General features: G+C 63.2%; 23 protein-coding genes and 1 pseudogene. 11 read left to right on the plus strand and 13 right to left on the minus strand.

The features are described 5' to 3' along the window. Positions 1 to 428, plus strand: a 428-nt coding sequence (locus tag LC039_RS25915) for a quercetin 2,3-dioxygenase (protein WP_226629641.1), incomplete at its 5' end; no start/stop codon positions are given. Positions 429 to 816: 388 nt separating this feature from the next. After that, complete coding sequence (locus tag LC039_RS25920) at positions 817 to 2,115, plus strand: ROK family transcriptional regulator (protein WP_226629643.1); 1,299 nt, start codon at positions 817 to 819, stop codon at positions 2,113 to 2,115. On the opposite strand, the gene LC039_RS25925 is transcribed toward LC039_RS25920, so the two are convergent. From LC039_RS25925 to LC039_RS25960, 8 genes are all read right to left on the minus strand, one after another. Further along, positions 2,088 to 4,226, minus strand: coding sequence for a beta-galactosidase (locus LC039_RS25925; protein ID WP_226629645.1), 2,139 nt, complete (start codon positions 4,224 to 4,226; stop codon positions 2,088 to 2,090). The genes LC039_RS25920 and LC039_RS25925 overlap by 28 nt on opposite strands. Before the next feature lie 27 nt (positions 4,227 to 4,253). Beyond that, entirely contained in the window at positions 4,254 to 5,387 is a 1,134-nt protein-coding gene (locus LC039_RS25930) for an ABC transporter ATP-binding protein (protein WP_226629646.1), read from the minus strand. Between the two features lie 9 nt (positions 5,388 to 5,396). Beyond that, the gene (locus tag LC039_RS25935) at positions 5,397 to 6,248 is read right to left on the minus strand and encodes a carbohydrate ABC transporter permease (protein ID WP_226629648.1); all 852 of its coding nucleotides are present in this window, start codon (positions 6,246 to 6,248) and stop codon (positions 5,397 to 5,399) included. Then, entirely contained in the window at positions 6,248 to 7,129 is an 882-nt protein-coding gene (locus tag LC039_RS25940; protein ID WP_226629650.1) for a carbohydrate ABC transporter permease, read from the minus strand. Before LC039_RS25940 ends, LC039_RS25935 begins: the two co-directional genes overlap by 1 nt. A gap of 71 nt (positions 7,130 to 7,200) precedes the next feature. Continuing rightward, on the minus strand, positions 7,201 to 8,451 hold the full coding sequence (locus LC039_RS25945; protein WP_226629662.1) for an ABC transporter substrate-binding protein: 1,251 nt from the start codon (positions 8,449 to 8,451) through the stop codon (positions 7,201 to 7,203). A 386-nt stretch (positions 8,452 to 8,837) separates the two neighbouring features. Continuing rightward, on the minus strand, positions 8,838 to 9,827 hold the full coding sequence (locus LC039_RS25950) for an NAD(P)H-binding protein (RefSeq protein WP_226629664.1): 990 nt from the start codon (positions 9,825 to 9,827) through the stop codon (positions 8,838 to 8,840). Positions 9,828 to 9,917: 90 nt separating this feature from the next. Further along, positions 9,918 to 10,388 carry a DMT family transporter gene (locus LC039_RS25955; RefSeq protein ID WP_226629666.1) on the minus strand — a complete coding sequence of 157 codons (471 nt, stop codon included), beginning with the start codon at positions 10,386 to 10,388 and terminating at the stop codon, positions 9,918 to 9,920. 10 nt (positions 10,389 to 10,398) lie between these two features. Further along, positions 10,399 to 10,830, minus strand: a complete 432-nt coding sequence (locus tag LC039_RS25960) for a DMT family transporter (protein WP_224907327.1) — start codon at positions 10,828 to 10,830, stop codon at positions 10,399 to 10,401. An 83-nt stretch (positions 10,831 to 10,913) separates the two neighbouring features. Here LC039_RS25960 and LC039_RS25965 point away from each other — a divergent pair, with 83 nt between their 5' ends. After that, positions 10,914 to 11,864 (plus strand): LysR family transcriptional regulator, encoded by a 951-nt coding sequence (locus LC039_RS25965; protein ID WP_226629668.1) that lies wholly within the window; start codon positions 10,914 to 10,916, stop codon positions 11,862 to 11,864. Positions 11,865 to 12,059: 195 nt separating this feature from the next. Here LC039_RS25965 and LC039_RS25970 read toward each other — a convergent pair whose 3' ends face one another. The 3 genes from LC039_RS25970 to LC039_RS25980 all read right to left on the minus strand — a co-directional run bounded on the left by LC039_RS25970 (position 12,060) and on the right by LC039_RS25980 (position 14,316). Further along, positions 12,060 to 12,788, minus strand: coding sequence for an anti-sigma factor domain-containing protein (locus LC039_RS25970; RefSeq protein WP_226629673.1), 729 nt, complete (start codon positions 12,786 to 12,788; stop codon positions 12,060 to 12,062). Next, on the minus strand, positions 12,785 to 13,249 hold the full coding sequence (locus LC039_RS25975; RefSeq protein ID WP_264179686.1) for a sigma-70 family RNA polymerase sigma factor: 465 nt from the start codon (positions 13,247 to 13,249) through the stop codon (positions 12,785 to 12,787). Before LC039_RS25975 ends, LC039_RS25970 begins: the two co-directional genes overlap by 4 nt. Before the next feature lie 260 nt (positions 13,250 to 13,509). Next, positions 13,510 to 14,316: a DUF4394 domain-containing protein gene (locus tag LC039_RS25980; protein ID WP_226629681.1), complete on the minus strand. Its 807-nt coding sequence runs from the start codon at positions 14,314 to 14,316 to the stop codon at positions 13,510 to 13,512. Positions 14,317 to 15,772: 1,456 nt separating this feature from the next. Here LC039_RS25980 and LC039_RS25985 point away from each other — a divergent pair. The 5 genes from LC039_RS25985 (at position 15,773) to LC039_RS26005 (ending at position 21,546) form a co-directional block, all read left to right on the plus strand. Then, positions 15,773 to 16,456 (plus strand): hypothetical protein, encoded by a 684-nt coding sequence (locus tag LC039_RS25985; protein WP_226629683.1) that lies wholly within the window; start codon positions 15,773 to 15,775, stop codon positions 16,454 to 16,456. Further along, positions 16,453 to 16,680: a hypothetical protein gene (locus tag LC039_RS25990; RefSeq protein WP_226629685.1), complete on the plus strand. Its 228-nt coding sequence runs from the start codon at positions 16,453 to 16,455 to the stop codon at positions 16,678 to 16,680. Before LC039_RS25985 ends, LC039_RS25990 begins: the two co-directional genes overlap by 4 nt. 69 nt (positions 16,681 to 16,749) lie before the next feature. After that, positions 16,750 to 19,041 carry a transposase family protein gene (locus tag LC039_RS25995; RefSeq protein ID WP_226629687.1) on the plus strand — a complete coding sequence of 764 codons (2,292 nt, stop codon included), beginning with the start codon at positions 16,750 to 16,752 and terminating at the stop codon, positions 19,039 to 19,041. Positions 19,042 to 19,043: 2 nt separating this feature from the next. Beyond that, complete coding sequence (locus LC039_RS26000) at positions 19,044 to 19,997, plus strand: TniB family NTP-binding protein (protein ID WP_226629689.1); 954 nt, start codon at positions 19,044 to 19,046, stop codon at positions 19,995 to 19,997. Positions 19,998 to 20,007: 10 nt separating this feature from the next. Beyond that, positions 20,008 to 21,546: a TniQ family protein gene (locus tag LC039_RS26005; RefSeq protein ID WP_226629702.1), complete on the plus strand. Its 1,539-nt coding sequence runs from the start codon at positions 20,008 to 20,010 to the stop codon at positions 21,544 to 21,546. A 594-nt stretch (positions 21,547 to 22,140) separates the two neighbouring features. Here LC039_RS26005 and LC039_RS26010 read toward each other — a convergent pair. Then, positions 22,141 to 22,539 carry a hypothetical protein gene (locus LC039_RS26010; protein ID WP_226629703.1) on the minus strand — a complete coding sequence of 133 codons (399 nt, stop codon included), beginning with the start codon at positions 22,537 to 22,539 and terminating at the stop codon, positions 22,141 to 22,143. Further along, positions 22,529 to 22,879 (minus strand): hypothetical protein, encoded by a 351-nt coding sequence (locus LC039_RS26015; protein WP_226629705.1) that lies wholly within the window; start codon positions 22,877 to 22,879, stop codon positions 22,529 to 22,531. Before LC039_RS26015 ends, LC039_RS26010 begins: the two co-directional genes overlap by 11 nt. 287 nt (positions 22,880 to 23,166) lie before the next feature. On the opposite strand from LC039_RS26015, the pseudogene LC039_RS26020 reads away from it, so the two are divergent. The 3 genes and pseudogenes from LC039_RS26020 to LC039_RS26030 form a co-directional block, all read left to right on the plus strand. After that, positions 23,167 to 24,153 (plus strand): annotated as a pseudogene (locus tag LC039_RS26020) (transposase); the annotation flags it as partial. Between the two features lie 168 nt (positions 24,154 to 24,321). Continuing rightward, entirely contained in the window at positions 24,322 to 25,146 is an 825-nt protein-coding gene (locus LC039_RS26025; protein WP_226629707.1) for an AraC family transcriptional regulator, read from the plus strand. Positions 25,147 to 25,245: 99 nt separating this feature from the next. Then, positions 25,246 to 26,121, plus strand: coding sequence for a DMT family transporter (locus LC039_RS26030; protein WP_226629709.1), 876 nt, complete (start codon positions 25,246 to 25,248; stop codon positions 26,119 to 26,121). Positions 26,122 to 26,366 lie beyond the last annotated feature (245 nt).

Here is a 26,366-nt window from a genome sequence, read left to right on the forward strand (position 1 = left end):
TGGTGGCTGCCGATCAGCTTTTCTCTTTCCTGCAGACATCCGCCTCGACGGACGGCACATTCTTCTCGGTGATGACCGAGGGTCCCGCCGGGCAGCCGATCCCGTGGCACTACCACAAGCACCATACCGAGAACTTCTTCTGTCTCGAAGGCCGGATGACGCTGTGGGTCAACGGTCAGGAGCTGACCCTGCACCCCGGTGACTTCTGCCAGGTGACGGCGGGCACCGTCCACAGCTATCGTCTGGACACGCCCTACACCAAGTTCTTCGGCTGGCTTGTCCCGGCGGTCTTCGAGCCCTTCTTCCGCTACATTGGAGACCCGACGGATATCCACGTCTTCCCCGTCGAACTACCTGCATTCCGGTTCGACCGGGTCATGGCTCATATGGAAGAACTGGACCTGAATGTCCTGATGGTTCACGACTGACCGCAAACACGGTACGGAAGGGCCCGCCCGGGAGGCGAGCCCTTTTCCCTGCCGGGAACGGGCGCAGCCTGCGTGGTGATCATCCTTATCGGACGCGCGCAAACGGGCCTCGCTTCACGCGCTGTATCGGCTTGGGCAATCATAGCGATATTGCGCTCGGAGGGGCCTTGCGTCCGCGAGCAGGCCGCGGACTTTTCGGCCATTAGCTGCGGTGCAGCAACTTTCCCAAGCAAGGGCGAAATCCATACCGCTTCATTTGAAACTATCGTGTTGGACGCGAGCGTTGAGTCCTTTGAAAGCCCGGAATGGCGGATGTCGATCGAGCACGAAGGATCACTTCTTGGGGCCTGTCCGCAAGACTCCAGATGTACTGGCAGTGAAATAGACTATGCGCCCGCTCAAGGGCGTGAGCGCTCAAAGCGCCGATGACAAACGTCTCAGATTGCGTCGCCACAGGCGAACGAATACCATCCGTAGCATGCGTTTTACCGATAAGAAGAAGATCGATCAGAAGACCGGCCGGGCGATAAACCGAAGGCTGATCCTGAACCTCATCAGGATGTCCGGGGGCCTCAGCAGGTCGGAACTGGCGGAGCGCACGGGCCTCAGCCCGGCGGCGGTTGGCCATGTGGTCGGTGATCTTCTTGACGAAGGGTACCTGATCACCGGCACCTCGAGCCGCAATGGCAGCGGGCGCAAGCCGGTGCCGTTGATGCTGAACACCGAAGGGCATCTTGCCATCGGCGTGAAGGTCGGCCCGTCGCGGCTCGACTGCATCCTTACCGATTTCGGGATAAACGTGATCGACCGAGAAAGCTCTACGCTCACCGATGTCAGTCCCGAAGCGGTCGTCTCGGTTGCCGCTGAGGCGGTGTCCAAGCTCACGACAAAGCATGGAGCCGGTCGCCCGATCCTTGGGGTCGGCCTGTCGGTGCCCGGGCGGATCGACCCGCACAGCGGCATGTGCATCCGCAGCCATCGGTTCGACTGGGACGAGGTTCCGATCGCCTCGATGCTCTCCGAAGCGCTGGAGCTACCGGTGTTCATCGAGGATGACACGCTGGCGTTCGGGCTCGCGCATCACATGTTCGGCTTCGGACAGGCGTGCCAGAACTTCGCGGCGCTCGCCGTGGGGGACGGTATCGGCTACGCGGTGATCTCCGACGCCAAGGTGCGGCGCGGGGCATTGGGAACGGCGGGAAAGGTGGGGCATGTGCTGCACGACCCGTCCGGCCCCATGTGCGAGTGCGGTCGAAGGGGCTGCTTGCAGGCCTGGTTTTCGGCCGCGTCGCTGGCGGCGCGCTGGGGTGAGACACATTCGGAGCCTCTCGCCGAAGCGCTCGAGGCCGGGGACAAAGCTGCTCTGAGCTTCGTGGCAGAGGCCGGGGACGCAATCGGGCGCCATCTCGCGGAGTGGTGTACGGTCACCGATCCCGAGCTCATCGTGCTGGGCGGCGAGGCGGTGGCGCTTGGCGCGGCCTTCATCCGGCCGATGGAAGCGGCGCTGGCGGAGAACTTCTACCGCGATACGCCGCCGCCGGTCTTCGTGGACGATAGCAGCTTCTACTGGATGGCGGGGGCGGCTGCCGTCGTGGTGCAGCAGGTGTTCGACTTCGAAGCGGCGCCGGCCGCCGAACAGGCGGCCGACGACGAAAGCGGTCAGGCCCTGAGCACGATGGCGCCGTAGCCCTCGATCCGCGCCTCCGTGCCTAGGGAAGCGCCCGTCAGCAGATCGATCTTTCCACCTTCGAGCGAGACCGTCACCGGACGTTCGGTGGTGTTGAGCACGAAGAGCATGCGCTTTCCATCCTCCTGCGTGCGCTCGGTCACTTCGATGCCCTCGGGCATGTCGGGCAGCAGCGGGGATATCCCGGCAGGTACGAAGAGCTGGTCGATCAATCGCTGTGCGAGATCCTCGGTCATGTAGGTTCCGAGGTAGTGGCCGCTGCCCTTGCCGAGCGCGCGCCGGGTCAGCACCGCCTCGCCTTCGAGCCAGCGGTCGGCCCAGGTGGCCAGCGCCTCGACATCGTCCTGCACGATGAGCTTCTCGTAGAGATGCGCTGCGGCGAAGGTCTCGTTGCCGAAGCGGATGCCGTAGCTGCGCGCGGTCGAGCAGGCCGGCAGCGGCGCGCCGCCGGGACCGAAGCCCATGGTCTTCTGCGGTGGCAGAAAGAGGCCGTCCTGTCCGGGGGCGATGACCCGCCCGAACTCTTCGACGCGCACACCGAGGAGATCACCAAGGCCCATTCCGGGGGCAAGCTCGCGCAGGATGTGGTTGTCGCGGGTGCGGGTGCCGGTCATCGCTGAGGCGATCAGCAGTCCGCCGCCCTCGACAAAGGCGCGGAGATTGTCGGTCCATTCCTGCTCCCACATCAGCCAGTGCGGCACATAGAGCGCCTTGAGCCGCGAGAGGTCATCCTCGGGGTGGACGAAGCCGGCGGCGATGTTGCGCTTGTAGAGCGCACGGTGCAGCACCGTAGCGTCCTCGAGCGGCGAGGGCAGGCCCATCGGGTAGGTGCGGTAGGCCTCTTGGTTGTCGAAGTCCGAGCCGGCGATGCCGACGTCCATGCGCACCGAGCTGCCCATCAGGTCGGACTTGATCGACCCGATGTCGGAGGCGAACTGCTTGGCCTCTGCATAACGGCGGCGCGGCTGGTCGTCGTGATCGAGCACACCCATCCAGTAGATCTCGGCCCCGAAATGCGCGGGACGCCAGCGGAAGAACATCAGCCCGTCCGCGCCGCGCGCCACCGAGGTCAGCGCCATGCGGCGCATCTCGCCGGGCTCGGGCGTCATGGTCGAGAACAGGGGCTGCGAGCCGAAGCCCGAGGCCTGTTCGGGCACGATGAAGTTGCCGGTGAAGCCGCGACAGATGTCGAGATGCAGGGCCTGGCTGTAGGCATGGCCGCCGTGACGGCGCATCTCGTCGTAGAGCATCGGGTAGATGTCGAAGCCGAGGAAGTCGAGATCGGTGCTGAACTCGCTGCGGAAGTCGATGTCCTCGAGTTGACCGAGATTGTGGAAGACAAACCAGTCGGGGTTGGTGGCGCGCAGAATCTCAACCTGGTCGCGCTGGAAAGCGGCCGTCGCATGGGCGAGGAAGCGGTGGTAGTCCTGCCGGTGCCCGGGCGAGATATGTCCCGGATTGTTCGGGTAGGGCAGCAGCACCTGGTCGAAGTTGTCATAGTGGGTGGCCCAGAAATCGCCGCCCCAGGCCCCGTTCAACTTGTCGATTGTGCCGTACCGCAGGTGGCACCACTTGCGGAACTCGATTTCGCAGCTTGGCGAGAAGCTGATCGAGGTGGTGGTGTTGAGTTCGTTGTCGGTCTGCCAGCCGATGACATTGGGATTGTTGGCGTAGTGCTCGGCCATGGCGCGGGTGATGCGGCGCGAATGGTCGCGCAGCACCGGCGAACTGGTGTCGCAATGCTGGCGCGAGCCGTGCGAGGCGGTGCGGCCGTTGGCGTCGATGCGGAGCATCTCGGGATGGGCCTGCGTCAGCCAGCGCGGCGGCGTGGCCGTCGGGGTGCAGAGGATGGTCTTGATCCCGTGTTTGGCCAACCCCTCGATGGCTCGGTCGAAGAGATCGAAGTCGAAGTGCCCCTGATAGGGCTCCCAGATATGCCAGGCGAACTCGCCCATGCGGACCGAGTTGAAACCAGCCTCTGCCATGCGCTGCGCGTCGCGGTCCCAGTAGGTCTCGTCGACGTGCTCGGGGTAATGCGGCACGCCGATCAGGAACTCGTCGATGTTGAGCGGGCGCCAGGCGGAGAGCGGCGCGGGTGGGGTCTTTTTCATCGGTGGATTACCTTCGTGTTCGGGAGTTCACGTGCGGCTCTTCGGGGCCGAGACGGTGCGGCCATCGGAACGGAAGAGATAGGCGTAGGCGGGATCGAAGCCGAAGCGGATCGTGCTGCCGTCGGCGGGCGGCGCGCCCTCGTCGAGCAGCAGGGTTACGTTGTCGGTGCCGGTGTCCGAGCCGGTGGTGCGCAGCGCGCCGGCATCAGCGTAGAGCACCGTTTCGCGTCCCAGCTGTTCGGCCAGCCGGATCGTGGCCTCGGCGATGACGACCGTGCCTCCGGGGTTGGTCTTGAGGTGTTCGGGCCGAATGCCGAGCGTTACGGCGTCACCCACGGTCAGCCCGTGATCCGGTTGAAGCGCTGGGATGGTTACGGGCGGTAGCCCTGGAACCTCGAGTGTTGCGCCGGCACCCAGCGCAATGACATGCCCCTCGACGAAGTTCATCCGCGGCGCACCGAGAAAGGAGGCGACGAAATGGTTCACCGGGTTGCGGTAGAGTTCGAGCGGAGCGCCGACCTGCTCGATCCGCCCCGCGCGAAGCACGACGATGCGGTCGGCCATGGTCATCGCCTCGACCTGGTCGTGGGTGACGTAGATCATCGTCGCCCCGAGGCGCTTGTGCAGGGTCGCAAGTTCGACCCGCATCTGCGTGCGCAGGGCGGCATCGAGGTTCGACAGCGGCTCGTCGAAGAGAAAGACATGCGGCCGCCGGGTGATCGCCCGACCGATGGCTACGCGCTGCCGCTGACCGCCCGACAACTGCGCGGGCTTCTTGTCGAGGTAGTCGGTGATCCGCAGGATTTCGGCGGCTCGGCGAACCGCCTCGTCGATCTCGGCCTTGGGGCGCTTCATGATCTTCAGCCCGAAGCCCATGTTCTCGGCCACGGTCATATGCGGGTAGAGCGCGTAGCTCTGGAACACCATCGCGATGCCCCGGTCGCCGGGCTCTTCGCGGGTCACGTCCCGCCCGGCGATCTCGATGCTGCCCGAGGAAATCTCCTCGAGCCCGGCGATGGATTTCAGCAGCGTGGACTTGCCGCAGCCCGAGGGGCCGACCATCACCACAAACTCGCCCGGCTCGATCGACAGCTCGATGTCCTTGAGCGCGTGGAAGCCCGCGTAGTGTTTCTGAACGGAGGTTAGTTTGACGTCTGACATTGGCAGTCCTCAGCCCTTCACCGCGCCCATGGTCAGGCCGGCGACGAAGTGGCGTTGCATCAGGAAGAACATCACCACCGGCGGGATGGCGACGAAGAGAGTGGCGGCGGAGACAACGTTCCAGGACGAGACCCATTCGCCGCGCAGGTTGGCGAGCCCGGCGGTCACCGGCTTCACCGCGTCTGTCTGGGTGAGCACGATTGCCCAGAAGTAGTCGTTCCAGATGAAGGTGAAGAGCAGGATGGCCAGCGCGGCGAGCGCGGGTCGCACCAGCGGCACGACGATCTGGATCAGGATCTGCCAGGGGCTTGCGCCTTCGGCGCGCGCCGCCTGGAAGAGTTCATGCGGCAGGGCCGCGATGAAGTTTCGCATGAAAAGCGTCGCAAAGCCGGTCTGGAACGCGACGTGGAAGATGATCAGGGCGCCGAAGGTGTCGTAGAGACCGAGCGAGACCATCAGGTCGCGCACCGGGATCATGAACACCTGCTGCGGCAGGAAGTTGCCCGCGATGAACACCGAGAAGAGCAGCGTCGCGCCGGGGAAGCGGTGCCGGGACAGGACGTAGCCGGTCATCGTCGAGAGTACGAGCACCAGCACCGTCGAGGGGATGGTGATGATCAGGCTGTTGACGAAGTAGTCCAGCATGTCGGTCTGAGTGAAGACCGCGGTGAGATTGCCCCAGAAGTTGATTTCGGTCGGCCAGCCCCAGTAGTTGCCCGCCATGACGTCCTCGAATGTCCGGAAGGCGGTGAGGATGATGGCGAAGACCGGCATCAGCCAAAGCAGCAGCACGGCCCAGACACCCGTGGCATAGAGCAGTCGCGACGCGGGGCGGGACTCGGGAATTTGGCGAGGGTACATCACGCGCCCCTTTCGTCACGCAGAAGGCGGATCAGGTACCAGACGATGAACACCATCATGATGGCAAAGAGCACCGTCGCCAGAGCCGCGCCGTAGCCGAAGCGGTAGGAAAACAGGCTCTCTTCGTACATCTGGTAGGCGAGGTTGGTGGACGAGCCGAAGGGGCCGCCGCTGGTCATCACGGCGATGATGTCGAAGGAGCGCAGCGCCCCGATCATCGAGATCGCCACCGCGATGAAGGCGACCTGCCGCAACTGCGGGAGCACCACGTGGCGCAGCATCTGCCAGCCGCGCGCATTGTCGACGCGGCCCGCGCCGATGATTTCCTCGTCGAGGTTGTTGAGCCCGGCGAGGAACAGCACCATGCAGAAGGCGACCTGGGGCCAGAGCGCCGCGAAGACCACCGCAAGCGTCACCCATGTATCGCTCGACAGGACCGCCGGGGCGGTGCCGCCGAAGGCATCGAATATCAGCGCGAGCAGGCCATAGGTTGGGTCGTAGAACCACACGAAGATGACGCCGACGGTGACGGTCGAAAGCACCAGCGGCATGAAGAACAGCGACTTGGCCAGGCGCATCGAGCGGATCTTCTGGTTGACAAGCAGCGCAATGGCGAGCCCGAGCGGGGGCGCCAGCAGGAAGACTACCAGCCAGATGACATTATTGCGCAGCGATACCCAGAACTGCGGGTCTCCCCAGAGCTCGACGTAATTGGCGAGGCCAGCCCAGGCCATGTCGCCGAAGCCGTCCCAGACGTGCAGGGAAATCCAGAAGGTGCGCAGCGCCGAGAAGACGATGACGACGAGAAAGAGCAGCAGTCCCGGTGCGAGCAGCAGGGCCGGGGTCGCGCGGTGAAGCAGTTTCCGGCGATTGCGGAGCATTGTTCGGTCCGATTGGGAAAAGTTGTGGCGGACGGCAGGTGAGGGCTGCCGTCCGCGCGGGAGGGCGGCCGTCAGAGCGCGCCGTAGACGCGCGCGCGGGCCCGCTCGATGTCGGCCAGGATGCGCTCGGCCCTGTCGGGCCGCGCCATGAACTCTTGGAAGCCCTTGAGCCCGGCCTGCGCCACGTCCGGATTGGTGTCGCGGTCATAGTACTGCGAAGTGCCGTCGACGCCGACGAGACCCTTCTTCGACTCGGACATGATGTGATTGCCCGACACGTCGATGTCGGTGCGGGCGGGCAGGTTCCCGTCGGGCTCGAGATAGCTCCAGAGCGTGTCGGGCTGGTAGAAATAGGTCAGGAACTCGCGCGCCACCTCGGGGTTCTTTGCGCCCGCCGGGATGTGGATCGAGTCGACCGAGAAGTCCTCGTAGCGGCCCATGCCGGCATCGTAGGTGGGGAAGGGCGCGAAGCGCAGCTGCCCGCGATCCTCTTCAGGGAAGCCGTAGCTGATGAACCCGGCCAGATCCATCATCGCCGCCTTCTTCTGCGCCAGCGTCGCAGCAGCCTGTTCCCAGGCATAGGACGTCGCGTTCTCGAGGAAGAGACCCGCGTTCACCAGCTCGGTCCAGGGCTCCATGACCTTCATCAGGCTGGCGTCGGTATAGGCGATGCGCCCGGCCATGAGATCCTTGTGGTGCTCGAGCCCGTTGATCCGCAGGTTCATGTGGTCGAACCAGCCCGCGGCGGGCCACATGTTCTTTGTGCCGATGGAGAAGGGTGTCATTCCCGCCGCCTTGGCGGTCTCGCCGAAGGTGAAGAAATCCTCTGCGGTCGCAGGCGGCGTCCAGCCGTTCTCGTCGAAGACGTCCTGCCGGTACCAAAGCCCCCAGAGCAGGCCGGCGGTCGGCAGGCCGTAGATGCGACCGTCGACGGTTGTCGCGCCCATTGCAGGCACCACGTCGGCCCAGCCGTTCTGCTCCACGAGATCGGTAATGTCGGAAAAGAGTCCGCGCTCGACGAAGCCCTGCATCCGCTCGCCAGAGAACCAGAAGTTGATGTCGGGCGGGCTGGCAACGAGGTAGTTGCGGATCGCCGTTTTGTGCGCTTCGTGGTCCATGTTGTTGACCGACACCTTGACGCCCGCCGAGGTGCCGAACTCCTTGGCAAGGGCCTCAAGCGCCGCGCGCTGGTCGGGGTTGCCACGGTTTGAAATGATCACAAGTTCGCGGGTTTGTGCGTAGAGCGGTGCGCCGAGGCAGGCGGTGCCGGCAGCTGCGGACGTCGCGAGAAAGCGACGCCGGTTGAGTCTGAGTCTGGTCATTGGTTCTCCTCCCAAGTCCTGTTGTAGCGTAGGCGGTGATGACGATCCTGTCAAAGTAAATTTACTAAATAAAAAAATAGACGGATGGAGTTTATCGTGATGCGTTGCAAGGCTTCGGGCGGCGTTTCCACCTAACGCGACATGGCAGCACAGGGTGGTCATCTAACCTGATCGGAATTCTCTATGCGGGACTGCATGGGTTACGCTTCGCCATGGAAACCTCCGGCAAGAATGGGCTCGAAGCGGACCTGCGGCGGCGCAGCGATCGCCGATGGGAGTTTCGATAAAACGGTGTTACAGTCGCGGCGCCGCTTGCCGCGTCACGGAGAAGGGACCAGCCGGAATAAAGCTGGCCCTGAGAATTGTCGCGCGCTGGGACGGAGATCTCAGCCGAAGGGCTTGCTCTTCAGCCAGTCGCAGGTCTCGGCGATGACCGAAGGAATGTCACGCATCGCAACGCCGAGGCTGTCGCGGCGGGTGAAGTCGAAGCGTGTGCGCTCCTCGGGCTCGCCTTCAAGCGGGGCGGGCATGATCTCGCGGGGTACGTGCTTGCCCAACTCGGCATAGAGATCGCGCCAGGGCACGCTGCCATAGACCGCAAAGAACCGCCCCCGCGCGCCACTCTCGTAGGCGGCGAGGAAGAGCTTGGCCACATCACCGATATGGCTCACCGACATCGATCCGGCGGGAACCTTGTCGTGCCGCGTCTGGCCGTCGCGCACGGCGCTGGTGACAAAGCCCGCGCTGTCGCCCTCGAGATGCTGCGGCAGGATCACCGGGCCCAGCATCATCGTCGGCAGGAAGATCGCGAGGCGCATGTCGTGCCGCACGCAGAAGTCGCGCGCGGCGGTCTCCATGACGATCTTCTCGGCCGAGGTGAACTTGCCCTCACTCATCTGGAATTCGGCGTCCGACACGGCATTGGTCTCGGTCTTCACCGCCACGCCCTCGGGCGGGTTGGTCGAGGAGGTCGAGGAACAGAGCAGGACATTCTTCACGCCCGCGCGCTCGGCAGCCGCCAGCACGTTGAGGCAGCCGTCGCGCACCGGGGCAACGATCTCCGCATAGCCGCGCGCCCGGTCCAATTCCTTGGCAGGCGTGCCGTCGGCGGCCTTGTAGATCGGCGGGAAGCAAGCGATGAACACCGCGTCCGCTCCCTGCAGGGCCGCGTCGAAGCTGGCACTGTCGCTGGTTTCCGCCGAGAAGAGCGTCAGCCGGTCCGCGGCGCCGGGCAGGGCCATGAGCCATTTGGTCTTGCTCTCGTCCGAGGCGTCGCGCAGCGTGCCGTTCACATGGTAGCCGCGCTCCAGCGCCTCTTTGACGATATTCGATCCGACGAGGCCGGAGGCGCCCGCCACGGTGACTGTCTTGGTCATGTCGCGTCCTTTCCTAGCGGAGCGCAGCCGCCTTTGGAGGGCGCTCCGAGACTGTCCTTTCAAGGGCAGCTAGCTTGATGCACGGCCGGGTCAGCCCTTGGCGTGCGCGCTCTCGCGTTTGCGATTGCCAAAGTAGATCAGCGCCATGGACGCAAAGAGCAGCGCGATCGCCCCCCATCGCTGCGGGTCCAGCGGAATGCGGTCGTTGCCGAGCCACGCAAAATTGTCGATCAGCACGCTCATCGCAAGCTGTCCGGTGATCACTGCGACGGTGGCTGCGGCGATGCCGACGCGCGGTACCGAGAACACCATGGCGACAATGTAAAACACACCGAAGAACGCCCCGGTGAGTTGCCAGCGCGGCGCATCGAGCAATGTCATATCCCGCGGAGGCTGCGCGAAGAGCACCAGCAGGACACTGATCAGCGCGCCGAGCACGAAAGTCAGCCAGGCCGTCGCGAGAACGCCGACGGTCCCGCCGAGCCGACCGTTGACCGAAGACTGCACCGACAGGGTGACGCCGCCGAGCAGCGCCAGAAGGATCAGGAGAGAGGTAAGCATTCGGGTCCCTTCAGTGAATGAGTGCAAGTGCTGCGGCGATGAGGACGAGAGCGCCCAACCGGTATCCGTCGACCCGCTGCCGCGCCACGCCGAAAACGCCGAAATGGTCGAGGAGCAGTCCCGCGGCGATCTGTCCGAACAGGATGGCCACCATCGTGGTCCCCACCCCGAGCAGAGGCGTCACACTGGTAATGATCACCACGTAGACCGGCCCGAGCACGCCGCCGGTGAGCATCCAGCGCGGCTGGGCAAAAAGCTCGGGTAACGCGCGGCGCGGAGCGAAGATAAGCGCCAACGACAGCAGCAGGCTGCCGACAAGGAAGATGCAGAGCGTTGCGGACATATGGCCGACCCTCTCACCGAGCGGCCCGAGCAGCCCCGCCTCGACGGAAAGCCCCATACCGGCTGCGAACACCACGCAAAGCGTAAGGATTTGTTTCATTGTGCCTCCGTTGACTTGTGGAGGCAGCTACTTCAATCGAATATGGACAACAATTCAGGACATCTGGAAAGCATTTTTGCAAAATGGGCAATGACGTAACGCTGGCCAGCCTTCGCCTCTTCGTCGAAGTGGCCACCCATGGCAGTTTCAGTGAGGCTGCGCGGAGGGCGGGTCTCCCGGTCTCCTCGGTCTCACGCCATGTCAGCGGCCTTGAAGCGGGACTGGGCCAAAGATTGCTGGTGCGCAACACGCGGGCGGTGCGTCTCACCGACCACGGCACACAGTACCTGAGCTCTGTACGCGAGGCATTGGCCTTACTCGACACGGCCGGTGAGGAGGTGCGCGTCGGCGCGCGGGAGCCAAGGGGCACGTTGCGCCTCAATGCACCGGTAGCCTTCGGCCGGCGTCACATCGCGCCGCATCTCGCGACGTTCCAGGCGCGGCATCCGGCACTTGAGGTCGAACTGACATTGACCGATGCCTTTGTAGACCCTGTCGCCGACGGTGCGGACGTTCTTGTCCGTGTCGGGGTGCTCGAGGATTCCAATCTCATCAGCCGCAAGCTCGCAGGGCAGAGGCATGTGCTCGCAGCTGCACCCGAATATCTCGAACGGCGCGGACGTCCGAAATCTCCAGAAGAGCTTTCGAGCCACAACTGCCTGACCTACAGGGGCACACATGGCGCCCGGCCATGGCTGTTTCGCACGGCGAAGGGCAGATACACCCGTCACCACGTCACCGGCGATTTGCGCAGCAACGACGCGGACAGCCTGATCGCGGCGGCGGAAGCCGGGCACGGGCTGGTTCTGTTTCCGACATGGCTGCTGCATGTGCCGCTGCAGGAGGGGCGCCTGCTGCCGCTCCTTGCCGAATGGGAGGCGCTGTCCGACGTCGAAGACGGCGCCATCCACATGCTCTTTCCGGAAAACCGGATGCGATCTTTGAAGGTGACCGCGTTTCTCGACTTCATGTCGGAGACGGTCGGGCGCCGGCCCTATTGGGACGCCCTCATGGATGATGAGACCAGGGGGTGAGCCCTGAAGCCCGAGAACTCCGCTCACCAGACGACGCCCAATTCGGCGGGACTATTAGCTTATGCCGCTGAGATGACGCTGTTCGGCGATGGTTGCACGCAGGTGTTCTCTTCGAACACGACGACTACGAGGTCCTGCGGCGATCTTCGTTCGGTGCTCCCCAATCCCAACGGATCGCGAGACACTACGCCTGTCTTAGGTCACCGGCTCCTTGGCCAGCCCCTTGCCGAGGATGGGTCCGGTCGGGAGGTTGGTCGGCGAGCCGCCAGCGGGCTCGAAGGTGATCTCGTAGAGCTGCGTCGGATGCGGCTCGGGCAGGCCCTCGACGCTCAATACGCGTGACAGGCCGGTGGAGAGCAGGCCCAGCGAGACGGGAGGTCCGTCGTCGTCGGGTTTGGTCCAGACCTGCATCACCTGGCCCGCGGGCACATCGGGCCGCTCGAGCAGGGTCACGCGTGTGGTGTTGTCCGGGCCGCTTTCGACAAGCGCGATGGCTTCGCCGCGGTCATCCAGCAGCACCGCCACGACCAAGGGATCAGATGGCGTGAGCATCGACCAGCCCAGCAGGCAGGCCAGCAGCAGGCTGGCGGCGATCCCGGTCACGGCGGCGCGGCGCCAGCGGTTCAGGCGTGCGCGCAGCGGGGCAAGGTCGATCACCTCGGCGCCAGCCGTTTCAGGCTCCGGGGGAGGCGACGCCTCCTCCGATACATCCAGCCGCGGCGCGAGGCGATTCCAGAAACCCTCCGGCAGCGGCAGGTCGTCGGCTGTCTCGTCGAGCGGGGCGAAGCGGTCACGCGCCCTTGCAAGCCGCTGGGCCACCTCGGGATCGCGCGCGGCGAGCTCCTCCAGACGCGCGGTATCAGCCTCCGAGGCGAGCCCGAGCACAACCTCGTCGATCAGCAGATCAAGAGAACGGTCCGTCATGACAGACACTCCCTCAGCTTGAGCAGGCCGCGCCGGATACGTGCCTTCACCGTGCCCAGCGGCGTTGCCAGCCGCCCGGCGATCTCGCCGTGGCTGTGTCCGAGTACGTAGGAGGACAGGATCGCACGCCGTGTCGCCTCATCAAGCCCTTCCAGGCACCCGCGCAGGTCTGCCGAGGTGGGCAGCCTGTCGAAGGCCGCGTCGACCAGGGCGCCCTCGGAGGCGCGGTCGATTGCCTGCGGCTCGGTCGGCACTTCGCGGTCCTCGCTGCGCAGCATGGTCAGACAACGGTTGCGCAGGATGGTGTAGAGCCAGCCCTTGGCGCTGCCCCGGCTCTCGTCGAACTGATGCGCCCGGCGCCAGACCAGCACGAGGGCCTCCTGCACCGCGTCTTCGGCAAGGTCGACCCGGCCCAGCATGCGACGCGCGACACCGAGCATGCGCCCGCCCTCCGCCGTCATGATGCCGCGCAGGGCGGATTTGTCGCCCCCGGCGCAGGCCCTGATCAAGGCTGCATGATCCGTCACGTGACTTCCTGCTCTCCCTGTGCCGCCCTCTTGCGCAGCGGCAATGGGACTACGGCTAGAGACCGCTTGCAGGCCTGTCAATTTACACGAGATGGCAGGGCCAGATGCGCGCAGAGACGTTGCCGATTTGCGTGACCCGTTCGAGCCGGGCGCAGGCATGCAGCCTGCGCCCGACATAGACGTAGGGCGAGACCTCACATCTCTGCGGTCATGAAGGTGATGTCGCGCAGCATCGCGCCGTCGGCGCCTTCGATATCCCAGCTTTCCTGCACGGAGCCGTCATCGAGCGAGACGGTGTGCAACTGACCCGCAGCCACGAGCCAGGCGGTGTTGATGCCCTCGGCATCGGTGGCGATATCGAAGGCGTAGTGTTCCGCGCCCTCGATACCCAGCTTGCCGACCGCGGCCAGCGTGCCGTCATTCGGCGAGGTCTGCCGGATCAGCGCGACGATGGTGCTGTCGATGTCGTACATCGCTGTGCTCTCGGGCTTGCCGAAACTGTTGATATAGGCCGCCGCAACGATGGCCGGGGCCTCGCCCGCGTGCATGTCGGCCTCCTCGAAGGCCAGCGAGCCGTCCACCGTCACGGCACCGCTTTCGATGTCGACGCGGTGGTTGGTGGTGCCCGACATGAAGCGCAGCTTGTCGGCCATCGGGTTGAAGTCGACGATCACCGGCGCATCGCCCGCGATCGGCAGCTGCTTGTCCATGGTCGAGATCACGGTGGCCGCCCCGGTCTCGGGATCGATCTCGACGATGTCGAATGTGTCGCTGACGCCGATCAGCTGCCCGGTCGAGGGGCGCAGGTCGATGCCCAGCAGCCGATCGACACCGGTGACGTCCATGGACTCCGTCACCATGGCAGAGCTCGTGTCGATCACGTGCAGCATCTTGTCTCCGCTGAGCCCGATCGCGGTCATCGCGCCATGATCGTCGGCCAGCGCACCGGTGGCAGCAGAAGTGGTGAGCAGCAGGGTCAGGGCGGAAAAGGTCTTGTGCATCGTTCAGTCTCCTCAAGTCTCGAGCGCGGCCATTCCGCGGGCTCGATACTCCTAGGACTCGGGCTCGGGACCGTTTGGATGCACCTGGAGGAAGAAAAATCTTAGGTCTGTCGGAATGCTCTGTTTGGCCGAGCGCCGGAAGGGTTCTTTCCAGGCAGGTGACCATGGCGGTATCAGAGGCCGCCGGAACCGGACACTCAGGTCTGACACACGAGCAGCCCCAAGGTTGGCCAGGCGGAGGGTGCAACCCGGCAACGGTCGTAAGAGCATGCTATTGCCTCTTACGCATGCTGGTGAGCTTCACTGAGCTCCGAGAGTGATCTCAGAAGAGATTTTCAAGGGCGTGTGGAGAAAATTCTTACTGAGGACTTAACCCGTTCCAGCGGCGCACCTGGCTCACAGCGCCTTGCGAGGCTCTTTCCCTATCAGCGGGGATTGAGAAACATGCCCTGATAGGGAGTTCTGTTATCAGGCATGCAAGCAGATACAATACGCCTCACTCACTCTTGCAAAAGTTGTTGCATGACAGGCACGTGCCGAAAAGGGCGACCGTTGAATGCACCGATATTCATGGAAACCAGCTGAGCCGTTCACTAGGTCTCAATTCATGCAACAGACGCAGCATCATATCCTGGTCCGATCCATACGGGTCATATGACGTAAACCGACCTTGTCGGGTCCGGCCTTCTTGCTTCGCCTCTTGGCGAAGAAACGGTTTCGGAAACAGGTCACCTTCGCATCGAGGGTGTGGATATGAAAGAAGGGCTGCTCTGGGATGAAAACTCCTGAACACCGCATGCCGAAGAGCCTTGTCGGCATGATTCTCTTGGCCAGATAAGTCTTGAAGTTGCGGTTCTTCAGGCAGAAATCTTCCCTCGATGAATCGCAAGGCTGTAATTGCAATTATGAAAGGCTCGTTAGGATGGTGTATTTTCGCGGATCGATCTGGGACTTTACGTCGAAAGAGGACCCCCAGATTTTGATGTTCTAAGTCTGGAAGCACGCAAGGTACGCGGATTTGGAGATGCGAAAAATGTGCCTAGGGAGATTATCTAAGTACTTGAAGTGGCTTAAGAAAGTTGTTCGGCTTTCTTCGTGCTTCCGCTAACGTAACGAGGCACGCGAGACCCAGGCAGAAAGGATGGTCTGATGAAGAGCTAACCAATTGAAAACAGCGATCTGCGCCAACAGATCGCCGTTCCATCGGCAGACCCAAGTCCACCCATTGTCACGAATAGCGTAGCAGTAAGACGCTGCGGTTTCAAGGACAGGGTTCTTCCGACGAAATGAAGATCTTCCACCGGCCATGTCCTCGCATGGCAATGGGACCGGCTTGCCTGGAGCTCAGATATGGGCCCAAACGGCAGCATCGTCTCCTTCAGACAGCAGACGGTTCCGAAGATCACCTGCGCTCCGAAATCCCGGGGTGCGTCACCTGATCTCGAAAGAAGAAATCATGTCCAATCTTTCGCTTGGCAGCGGCGTCACGCTGCCGAACCCGAGCCGGGGTAACCGGGCCACCCAGGTCGGTTCGACTGCGCATTTCACTGGATGCATCGTTCTTGGCGATGGGCCTGGATTTCGCACTGGCATTGAGAGCCATCTCGAGGCGAAGGCTGCTCTACTGCTGGCAGCGCGCCCTGAGACCGGAGAGCTGATCGAGCAGGTCTTGTTCGAATGGTACGATGACGATGGTGAAATCCACAATCACTACATCGATCTCGTCGTGAAGGAGGCCGATGGTAAAACTGTGGGTTATGCGGTGCGTCCCATGGCACGAGCGAAAGAGACCTATCTGGCGCTTCTGGCTCGCGTGAAGGAGCAGGCCATCGGGCAGGGGGCGCTCGACGACTTCCGCCTGTTCACGGAACTGGATGTCTGCCCGGTCGAACTTTTCAACGCGAAGCTCTTCCATTCGGTGCGGCGGCCGGACTGCTTCGGCGATCCCGTGGCCCGGGATACCGTCGGCCGGATGGCCGGTGTGGTCACGATTGAGAGCCTGGTCGAGCAAACCGGCCTTGATGGGATGGGCTTTCGCGCGCTCGTTCGGCTGATCCGGTCCCGACACCTTCAGATGGTGCGCTTTGAGCGCATCGACCACAGCAGCTTGGTGTTCAAAGCGAAGGAGGTTTGTGCATGACTGTCTCTGATACCCAGAGCGCCGAACTGGTTTTGCCGCTCGGCCACGGCTCCAAGCAGGTCAATTCCGCAGTTGTTGATCATGTTGAGAAGGACGACGTCGGGACTGCTTGGTTGGGGGCATCTGGTGTTCCGGATCTGGTGATCCTCGACGGAGGCCCGGCTTTCCGGTCTCAGAAGTTTCTGCAGGCTGCCTTTGATCTGGCCGTAACCTCCAGCGACTGAGCCGAGGACGGCATACGACGTCGTCCGCACCGCAACCCACACTCACTCAACCCATCCCTCTTCAAAGCGGTGCCGTTCGGCAACCGCACTCTCTCCTGCTGCCTTGTGCAGCGCGAAACATCCGAAAAGGACTTCGAAATGGATCTCTCCTTCACCACCGAAAATTCCCGCTATGCCTTTGGCCGCTTTGACCGTGTTACCATCGACGGCATGGCCTTCCGTCTCCACATGGAAACCGAGAAGGGCTTCGTCATGACGCATGATGACCATGGGGGCCTTGCGCGGCAGTTCTCCCATGAAGAGCTTGCCGATCTGGGTAACTTGGGCCGCATCCGCGTCGAGCGTGACTTCTTCAATCCGGAGGCTGCGCGGAAACGGCAGCTGACGGATGGCGTGGCGCTTGGGGCGCTGTCCGTGCGGCCTCTTCGGCGTTTCGTGCGCAAGGATGCATATTGTCAGGCCGCGCTCGACATGCACCGCGAAAAACTGATGAAGTTCACCGATGCCTCCATTGCCGCATCGATGGACATGCTGGTCGGTCGCGCGACGCAATTGGCGAAGCCGCACATGCCCTCTGGTGCGCTGGATATCCTGCCCTCTGAGAACATGGGCGAGGTTCCAAGCCCGCGCACGCTGCGCCGCTGGCTCGCAGACCTCCGTGACCTGAGGCTGATCGGCCACCTGGACAATATGGATCGGCGCGGATGGCGGGGCACCCGTCTCGACCCCGAGGTGGCTGCCATCATGCGAAAGGAAGTCCAAGGGTATCTTTCGCAGGACAAGCCGACGATGCAGCAGATCTATGAGAATGTCGCGCTCGCCATCCATGCACGCAACGAAAAATACACCGACAAGGACGATCATCTCCTCGTGCCGAGCCGCGAGACGGTGCGCCGGGCGATCCGGGCACTGGACCCGTTTCGCGTGGAAGTTGCGCGCAATGGCGAGGCTGCAGCCCGCAAGAAGTTCCGGCCCGTTCTGAATGGGCTCGGCGTGACCCGCCCGTTGGAACGCGTCGAGATCGACGAATGGACGGTGGATGTCTCGACCCTGCTCGAGAGTACGAACATCTATGGCATGCTCAGCGATGACGAGAAGCGGCAACTCGGCCTCTACGTCAAAGGTGACGACAAAGATCCCCGCTACAAGGAAAAGGCCAAGGCCAAGGACCGCTGGACGCTGACTGCAGCGATCTGCTGTGCCACGCGCTGCATCGTCGGCATGGTCCTGAGCCGTTCTGCGAACTCCGAGGCAGCGGTGCAGCTCCTGCAGATGATCACGACCAACAAGGGGGCGTGGGCGGACGCTGTCGGGGCCCTGACACCTTGGGACATGCATGGCACGCCCGAACTGATCGTCTTCGATGGCGGCTCTGCCTTCAAGTCGATGCGTTTTCGCATGGCGGCTGAGGATCTCGGCGTGATGTGGGAGATGGGGATTAACGGGGTGCCGGAAAACCGCGGAACGATCGAGCGTGTCTTCTACAGCGCCGCGAGCGACCTCGCGCCGCGCCTCTCTGGCCACACGTTCTCCAGCATCATGGAAAAGGGCGATGCAGATCCCGAAAAGCGCGCCGCGCTTACCTTGGATGACTTTACCTTCGCGCTGCTGCGTTGGGTGATCGACATCTACCACAACACGCCCCATCACGGGCTGGGCGGAGAAACCCCTGTGAAGGCTTGGCGTCGCCTGTCGAAGCTGCATGGCGTGACGCCGCCGCCGGACGCGGAGATGATGCGGCTGTGCTTCGGCCAGCAGCGCGAGTACCGCCTGGACAAGACCGGCATCACCGTTCTGGGCGTGCGTTACCAGTCCGAGGCGATGCAAACCTATCTGCGCCGCGAGGACCCGGAAAAGGTTTCCGTGCGCTGGCACCCCAAGGATATCGGCGCCATCTCGGTCAAATGGGGCAAGAAATGGTACGACGTGCCTGCGCTTGACACTTCGCTGCAGGGCGTCGCAGCCCAGACCTGGCTGACGGCCGTCCGTCATGTCCGCGACGCGAATCCGAAGTCGAACCGCCTCGACAATGTTGCCGTCCGTGACGCCATCACGGCGATCAAGGCGCGCAACGAAGCCGCGATGGCCGCGGCCGGTCTCAACCTCGAGGACTGGTCCGAGAAACGCTGCGCGAAGGAAGAGAAGAAGCTTCTGGCCGGCATCGAGTTCGTTGAGCGCAAAGAACTGCGCCAGGTGAAAGACGGTATCGGCATGGAGATCCCCGCCTCCTCCGAACTGACCGTGGCGGCTGAGAAACCCAGCACGCCGGAGACGCCCGCCAAACCTGCGAAGCGGGCGGCCAAAGGGCGCGGCGTTACGCCCACCTCGCCCAAATCCAACATGACCATCGAGGAGGACTGATCATGGCACAAGCTGATACCGCAAAAAGTGCTCTGGAACGTGTCCGCAGCCTTCATATCGGCTCCGCGCGTGATGCCGAGGCGGCAATGCACACGACGCGCCTTCTTGCTACGGACGAACAGGGGGCTCTGACCCCTGTTGTCAAGCGCTTCACCCGGACTGGGGAAACCCGTGGGGTCATGCTGATCGGGGGGCCGGGAAGCGGCAAGTCCCACCTGTTGGAGCGCACGCTGTCCAAACTCACGGTGTTGCAGGAGGGCGAATACGGGCGGCCGCGCTATCTTGGATGTTCGGTGCCGAGTCCTGCGACGTTCAAGAGTATGACGCTCGCCCTGTTGGCGGAGAGTGGCTACCCCGATGCGAATCCGCGCAAGGAGGCCTGGTCGCTCTGGCAGGATCTGCGTCACCGCTTGCAGCTTCTCGGGATCTCGGTGCTCTGGATCGACGAGGCGCAGGATCTCTTCTGCGCGGACCGCAAGCTGATCCTGCGGGCACTGAAATCCCTGATGCAAGGCGACGATGCCGTCGTCGTGGTCCTGTCCGGCACGGAAGACCTCGCCAAGGTCATTCGTACGGATCCGCAGGTGCAGCGCAGGTTCACCGCGATGGTGCTGCCCGATCTCGTGGAGCAGGTCGATGGCGACAGTTTCCGTGATGTGATCACGCAGTACTGCGAACGGGTGGGGCTCGGGGCGCCGGTCGAAGCGGATCTGATCGGACGCATCTTCCACGGGGCGCGCTATCGGTTCGGACGGGCCCTCGAGCTGCTGCTGCAGGCCATGGAAATCGCCATCGGGCGCGGCGACGACGACCTGGATATCGGGCATTTCGCTGCCGCCTATGCGATGAACGAGGCCTGCACGGCCGCCGACAACGTCTTCTACGCCGAACACTACTGGCTCCTGAAACCCGATGCGGTCGAGGAGGAAGAACAACCGCGTCGGAAAAAGCGGTGAGGGCGGTCTCATGAGCACGCTTTTCCCCATGCTTCCGTTTGTCGATGATGAGACTCCTCTCTCCTGGGCGGCGCGGCAGGCCGCCTTCCACACCCGCGATCGCGTTCTGTCGTTTCTGACGGACCTCGGCATTCCCCTCGTGGACCTCGCGCGGGGCGACGAGTCGGCGGTTCTGCGGCTGTGCGAGCGGGCAGGGCACGATCCCGCAGCGGTGTTGTGCAATACGATCAGCGCAGTTGGTGGTCGGCGCTACCAGTTGCGGGGGCTGGAGTTCGCAGCCGAGTTCACGACCGGTCCTGTGACACGGATCTGTTCTGCCTGCCTGGACGATGATCTCACCGGGGCGCGTTTGCCGGGTGCCACGCTGCGTCACCGGCTCATCTGGCGGTTGGCACCGGTGCGGACCTGTCCGATCCACGGAACAGCGCTTCGGGATCTGCGGTCGGGGAAGTGGGATGACATCGCGCATGAACTGCAGGCCATGACTTCCTTGATCGCGGCCGAGCGGCAGGTGCCGGGTCGTGCCCGCGTTGTCTCGCCGCTGCAGGACTACGCGGTGGCGCGTCTGGAGGGCTGCACCGGGCCCGCATGGTTGGATGGTCAGGATATCGACCAGGCGGTGCGCGCGACCGAGATGCTGGGTGCCCTTGATGCCTTTGGTCCGAAGCTGAAAGCCTCGGACATGAACCATGACATGTGGGATGAGGCCGGGCGTGCGGGCTGGTCCATCGTGTCGGAAGGCGGTGCGGCGATCCGGGAGTATCTCATGGCGCGCGTCACGGCATGCAGAGGGAAGAGAGCCGCGCCGCGCGCGGCCTTTGGCATGTTGCATGCCTGGCTCTCCGGTAGCCGGCTGTCCAAGAATCCGGGGCCTATTCGCGACATGCTCCGAGATGTAATCCTCGAGACCACCCCGCTCAGCAAGGGACACATGCTCTTGGGCAAGCCGGTTACCGATCCCCACCTCTGCAGCGTGGCGTCGATCGCAAAGGCCGAAGGTCTCGACGCCAGAACGCTGCGCAACGTCCTGCAGGTCGCGGGGCTGTTGAGCCCGGCGGAAGCGGAGCAGGGGAGCAACCAGCTCGTGGTCGACTACACCGCAGCGCGCGATCTGATCGATGTCGTGAAGCATGCTGTCCCGGTCACGCACCTGCCGAACATGCTCGGAGCCTCTCGCCCGCTGGTCGCGCTTCTTATTGAGATCGGGCAGCTGCACCGTGTGCAGGATCAGCGTGCTCTGGCTAGCAAGATCGGGAAGGCGGTCGATGGCCGGGGCGTGAAGCCAATCCTTCGGTTCCTGGAGACGAGCTTCCAGGAGATCGACGAGGCGCCCGAGGGCTTTGTCCATCTCTCCAAGTCGGCCGAGAAATCCCGCGCGGGGGTGAAGTTCATCCTCGAACTGATGTTCCTCGGCCATCTGAAGCGGGTCTACCGGGTGACCGGCGCACACGGCTTCGCGGCCGTGGTTGTCGATCCGGAGGAGATCAAGGCGCTGCTCGAATCTCCTCCGCCCGGCCTATCCCAGGACTCGTATTTCCTGATGGGCTGAGCCTCAGAGCCTGACCTTTCCCTGAAACCCAGATCATGTCGCCTTCGGGCGGCATTTTTTTACGAAATTTCGATGGCCATTTTCTCTGGGTGAAATGGCCATCTGGCGGCCTCAAGGTGTTTTTTGGTAATTTAGTTCGTTATATTTCAATGACTTACGTTGTAGGTAAAGCCGTCAATGGACTATTATTTGTGGGTTCTTCAGTTGTGTTCCGACCACCAATTAGTGGCCACCGGCGGGCTTGGAATGTCCATTCTGCAAGCAAATAAGGTCAATCGGGCGTAAGCGCCCGATTTTCCGCTATTTCGGCCATTTTAGGCATGGCCGCGGATTCGACTCTGCCCAAAGGGACATGGGCACGGGAAATTGGAGATGGAAACGCTTTTCCCAATTTTATTAGGGTCGGTTCCGGCCGGTGACACGAAGCCGCTGTCGCACAGGGTGGACCTGTCCGCCATGATCAACACGTCAGAGACAGCTCCGAAGACTTGCCGAGCAGTAAGTGCGAAATATCGGTAGATGTTGGACAAAGGAGCAAAGGGCATAAAAAAAGGGCGGCTTTCGCCGCCCTTCTCCAAGGTGCCTACAAATTCCCTATGATGATCGCCAGCGCCGCAAGGCGCCCTCAATTCGCGCGTAGCCTTGGATAATCTCATGCCTCGAGTGATGACCGTCGCAGAACTGGTGGCCGTAAGTGTCTCCACCCGAATTCTTGATCATGTAGCCGAGCGCGAGAAAGACGTGGTGCGCCGCGTCAGCCAGCCGCGTTGGATGCCTTGGTGATGTCATGACGGTGACACCGGCGATCTGATGGCCAACATGCGTGTAGTGCCGGTCCACCCAGACGTGGACCCGAGAAAGGCGGTGTTTCTCGATTAGCCAGAGCGTCACGTCGCAGATGTCCTGCTCCAGTCCGAACTCGTCGGGATTGCCGCTCAGGCGGCGCTGGCCTGCCGCCTGAAGGGCACAGCGTGCCCCGGTTTTACTCGGCATGGTCGAACCGTGCGAGAAGCTCGCTGATGCGCGCGCCATACCATCGCGTCATGTCTGACGCCGGCAGACCCCGTTCATGACCGATCCGGTCGAGCGATGACGGCGTCTGATCGGCCAGGATGCGCAGGATGTCCCTCAGCGCTGCCTCGACGGCGTCAGCATCCGGGATTGGCTGCCCGAAGGCGGCTTGCAGGTCACAGAGAGCCTCGAACCCGCTCGGATCATCGAGCGTATCGAGCAGGTCGCAAAGGCCCGGACCGTGACGTCGGAGGTGCTGCTCCACCTCATAGGCGGAGCCGAGACGGGCCTCAAGAGTGTCGAGGGTAGTTGTATTGAGCATGATGTTCTCCCTTCATTCCATAGCAGGAACGGTGGTTGTGCGCCGGGTTCATCGGCGTCACGTTCGGTCGGTGGCAGGTTCCTTTCGGTTGTCTTCGAACGCTGGTCTTCGGTGCTGGTGAGGAGAACATTGGTCGTTCGTTGAGCTGACGAAGAAGAAAACTTCCGGATGCTTTATTTTCGGTTCTCGGGCTGTTCCGCCGAAAACGATTCAAGTCTCGCTACCGGGGGTTGGGTTCATCCGGATCATGCCGTCGGTACCGCAAGCCACATCACCGGCGTCGCAGTGCAGGCGACCTGGCCAGCGGCCAGCGCCTCGCCGCGGATGCCAATATCATCGCGGCCGACGCGAACCGGCAGAACTCCACGCCGAAGCAGGACTGACAGCCGGGCAGCATCGATCCAGTAGACGCGCCTCGGGCTGTCAGCGAATATCTGGAAACGCTCGATGATGCCGCCTTTGGCGCAGCGAGCCCGGTCGAGCCGAAGTTCACCTCGCATTCCGATCCGGCCTCGCAATGGACCGGGGCTCGGGGCGGTCCGGCCTACTTTGCCTATTCCACCAACTACCTGATCGATACCGACAACGGTGTGATCCTCGATGTGGAAGCAACCCGGTCGATCCGTCAGGCCGAGGTCGGATCGGTGCAGACCATGATCGATCGGGTGAACGATACATTCGGTATCGCGCCGGAACGGCTGATCGCCGACACCGCCTACGGCACCGGCGTCATGCTGGATTGGCTGGACCGGCATCGCGGCATCGCACCCCATATCCCGGTGGTCGACAAGTCAGCCCGGAGGGACGGGACATTCGAACGCGCCGACTTCACCCATGACACCGAGAGCGATGTTTACACCTGCCCGGGCGGCAAGGAATTGAAGCAAAGCCGCCGGACCTTCACAAGGCCCCGGGAGAAGATGCCCGATGAGCATGGCATGCTTCGCTATCGGGCAAGCAAGGCCGATTGCGATGCCTGTAAGCTGAAAGCGCGCTGCTGCCCCAAGGCGCCCTCGCGGAAAATCCTCCGGTCGATCTTCGAGCCCTCCCGGGATCGGGCGCGTGCAATTGCTCAGACGCCCGACTACGCGTTCTCCTGCAAGCTCCGGAAGAAGGTGGCGACGCTCTTCGCGCATTTGAAGCGCATTCTGGGCCTCAACCGTCTCCGATTGCGAGGCCCGAGCGGCGCACGAGATGAATTCCACCTCCCAACCACCGCACAGAACCTCCGGAAGCTCGCAAAGCTCCTTCCGACCCCACCGGTCGCCTATTGAGGAAGGATAGGCGTGGGCACCGCAAATCTTGGGTGAGGAGAAATGCGATCGCCGAGCCGAGTTTTTCAACGGAATAAGCCCATTCAGGACATTGCCCGTTTGACCAGCCGAAGCCCCGGCGATAAACGACTGGCGGTCAACCGGAAGGAACGTCCCGTCTTGCCAGAAGTGGAACTGCACAGCCTCAGAGATGAGGTGACCCTGCGGTCGCGCCCTGACTTCTATGGCATCGAGACCCTGTCGGCGCGCTACCTGAAGCAGACCTTCAAGCCGCACGCCCATGACGAGTACCTCTTCGGCGTGATCGACGGAGGCGTCCATGCCGTTTGGTGCCGCGGCGAGATGCACCGGGTGCCGCGGGGCTCGGTCGTCACGATGCGCCCCGGCGACATCCATCACGGCGGCGCAGGGAGCGAGACCGGCTGGCGACAACGGATGCTTTACATTCCCGAAGCGGGGATGCGGGTGCTGGTGAAAGACATCACCGGGCGCGTGCCCACCGGAACGCTTGATTTCGGAGCGGCCTTCCATGCCCGACCCGATCTGGCGCAGAGATTTTCCGTCCTGCACCAGGCCCTACACGCTTCGGTTCAGCGGTTGTCCCGGGACGTGGCGCTCGATGCGCTGCTCGGCGCGCTCCTGCGGGAACTGGCTCCCCAGCTTTCTGCGTCGGAACCGCAGAGCGATGGGCGGATCGCCGATGCAGTCGCCTATCTGGACAGCCACGTCGAAGAGGATGTCTCGCTCGACGAGTTGTGCCGGATCACCGGTCTGCGGCGGAGGCAGACGATCGAGGCCTTCCGGCGCGTCACTGGCCTGCCACCCCACGCCTGGCACCTGCAGAGGAAGGTTCTTCTGGTGAAACACCTACTCCGCACGGGCCTATCTCCGGCAGCAGCGGCTGTGCAGGCAGGCTTCGCGGACCAGAGCCACATGGGCCGCCACTTCCGGGCCATCGTCGGCATCACCCCCGCCGCCTTCGCCAAGGGCTGACATCGCGTTTTCGTTCTATATCGCGACGCACCTGCCGGCCTATCTCACTGTGATTTCACACGGGAAACGGAGGCCATGGTGGCGGTATCGGAAAGTTTCATGGCACAGCGGACGACGCTCTGGGCGGATCTGGCGGTGCTCGGCGTAGCGCTGGTTTGGGGCGCGAGCTACCCCGTGGCCAAGGGAGCGCTGACACATATGCCGGTGCTCCTGCTGATCTTCTACCGCTTTGCATTGACCGCAGTGGTGATGACCGCAGTAGCTCACCGTGACCTGCGCGCGGCACCCCGGCGAGATCTATCGGCGGGAGCCGTGCTTGGAGCCATCCTCTGCGCCATCTTCCTGGCTGAGACATGGGGCGTGTCGATGACCACGGCGACCAATACCGCGCTCATCATCTCGCTCTGCACCATCTTCACGCCTTTCCTCGAGTTCGGACTACAGCGAAAGCTGCCTCCTGCAGGGGTGATGGTGGGAGCGGTCGTGGCGGTGATCGGCGTCATGGTGCTGTCGGGCGGCATGGGCGCGCTCGGTGCGGGAGACCTGCTGGTTCTCTGCGCCGCCGGTCTCCGCGCGGTGATGGTGGTGTCAACCAAGCGCCTGATGGAAGGCAGCCGTCTCTCCTCTGCCGCGCTAACTGCCGTGCAGGCAGCCACCGTCGCGGGGCTGACCATGGCGCTGCTTCTGGGCCAATCTGGGCCGACGGGGCTCCTCGTCCGGGCGGATGTCGCTGCCTGGGGCGCGGTGGCGTTCCTGTCGCTCTTCTGCACGGTGGGGGCCTTCTACGTGCAGAACGCGGCGGTCCGCCGCACCAGCCCAACGCGCGTCGGCTTCCTGATGGGAACGGAGCCGCTGTTCGGCTTCGCGCTGGCCTGGGCGCTTCTGTCCGAGCCCGCGACCCCGGCGGCGCTGATCGGCGCTGCGCTGATCGTGACCGGCACCTTTCTTGGCCTCTGGGTGGAGAAGCAAAGCTGATCTTCAAGAGATTGCTCGCCAGATCTGTTCCGATGCTTGCGGCATTCCGCGAATGCTGTCGCCCACAAGTCCGGCTCGTCTCCTGCTTTTTCTCGTGGATAATAGGGAATGAAAAAGAGGGATCGTTGGGGTCTTGACCGCGATCTGCTGCGCGCCGTCAAGTGCGCCCAAGCCGCTTGGGCGACGTGTGCGGCAACGCACCCTAAGTCACCTCCAGAATCCGTTAGCTCTACACTATACCCCAC

The organism is Alloyangia pacifica (assembly GCF_020524285.1).
GTDB lineage: Bacteria > Pseudomonadota > Alphaproteobacteria > Rhodobacterales > Rhodobacteraceae > Salipiger > Salipiger pacificus_B.

Excerpts from the sequence above, each read along its gene's own strand:
- LC039_RS25920 (WP_226629643.1), top strand. The coding sequence starts at position 817 with ATGCGCCCGCTCAAGGGCGTGAGCGCTCAAAGCGCCGATGACAAACGT.
- LC039_RS25925 (WP_226629645.1), bottom strand. The coding sequence starts at position 4,226 with ATGAAAAAGACCCCACCCGCGCCGCTCTCCGCCTGGCGCCCGCTCAAC.
- LC039_RS25930 (WP_226629646.1), bottom strand. The coding sequence starts at position 5,387 with ATGTCAGACGTCAAACTAACCTCCGTTCAGAAACACTACGCGGGCTTC.
- LC039_RS25935 (WP_226629648.1), bottom strand. The coding sequence starts at position 6,248 with ATGTACCCTCGCCAAATTCCCGAGTCCCGCCCCGCGTCGCGACTGCTC.
- LC039_RS25940 (WP_226629650.1), bottom strand. The coding sequence starts at position 7,129 with ATGCTCCGCAATCGCCGGAAACTGCTTCACCGCGCGACCCCGGCCCTG.
- LC039_RS25945 (WP_226629662.1), bottom strand. The coding sequence starts at position 8,451 with ATGACCAGACTCAGACTCAACCGGCGTCGCTTTCTCGCGACGTCCGCA.
- LC039_RS25950 (WP_226629664.1), bottom strand. The coding sequence starts at position 9,827 with ATGACCAAGACAGTCACCGTGGCGGGCGCCTCCGGCCTCGTCGGATCG.
- LC039_RS25955 (WP_226629666.1), bottom strand. The coding sequence starts at position 10,388 with ATGCTTACCTCTCTCCTGATCCTTCTGGCGCTGCTCGGCGGCGTCACC.
- LC039_RS25960 (WP_224907327.1), bottom strand. The coding sequence starts at position 10,830 with ATGAAACAAATCCTTACGCTTTGCGTGGTGTTCGCAGCCGGTATGGGG.
- LC039_RS25965 (WP_226629668.1), top strand. The coding sequence starts at position 10,914 with ATGGGCAATGACGTAACGCTGGCCAGCCTTCGCCTCTTCGTCGAAGTG.
- LC039_RS25970 (WP_226629673.1), bottom strand. The coding sequence starts at position 12,788 with ATGACGGACCGTTCTCTTGATCTGCTGATCGACGAGGTTGTGCTCGGG.
- LC039_RS25975 (WP_264179686.1), bottom strand. The coding sequence starts at position 13,249 with ATGACGGCGGAGGGCGGGCGCATGCTCGGTGTCGCGCGTCGCATGCTG.
- LC039_RS25980 (WP_226629681.1), bottom strand. The coding sequence starts at position 14,316 with ATGCACAAGACCTTTTCCGCCCTGACCCTGCTGCTCACCACTTCTGCT.
- LC039_RS25985 (WP_226629683.1), top strand. The coding sequence starts at position 15,773 with ATGTCCAATCTTTCGCTTGGCAGCGGCGTCACGCTGCCGAACCCGAGC.
- LC039_RS25990 (WP_226629685.1), top strand. The coding sequence starts at position 16,453 with ATGACTGTCTCTGATACCCAGAGCGCCGAACTGGTTTTGCCGCTCGGC.
- LC039_RS26000 (WP_226629689.1), top strand. The coding sequence starts at position 19,044 with ATGGCACAAGCTGATACCGCAAAAAGTGCTCTGGAACGTGTCCGCAGC.
- LC039_RS26005 (WP_226629702.1), top strand. The coding sequence starts at position 20,008 with ATGAGCACGCTTTTCCCCATGCTTCCGTTTGTCGATGATGAGACTCCT.
- LC039_RS26010 (WP_226629703.1), bottom strand. The coding sequence starts at position 22,539 with ATGCCGAGTAAAACCGGGGCACGCTGTGCCCTTCAGGCGGCAGGCCAG.
- LC039_RS26015 (WP_226629705.1), bottom strand. The coding sequence starts at position 22,879 with ATGCTCAATACAACTACCCTCGACACTCTTGAGGCCCGTCTCGGCTCC.
- LC039_RS26030 (WP_226629709.1), top strand. The coding sequence starts at position 25,246 with ATGGCACAGCGGACGACGCTCTGGGCGGATCTGGCGGTGCTCGGCGTA.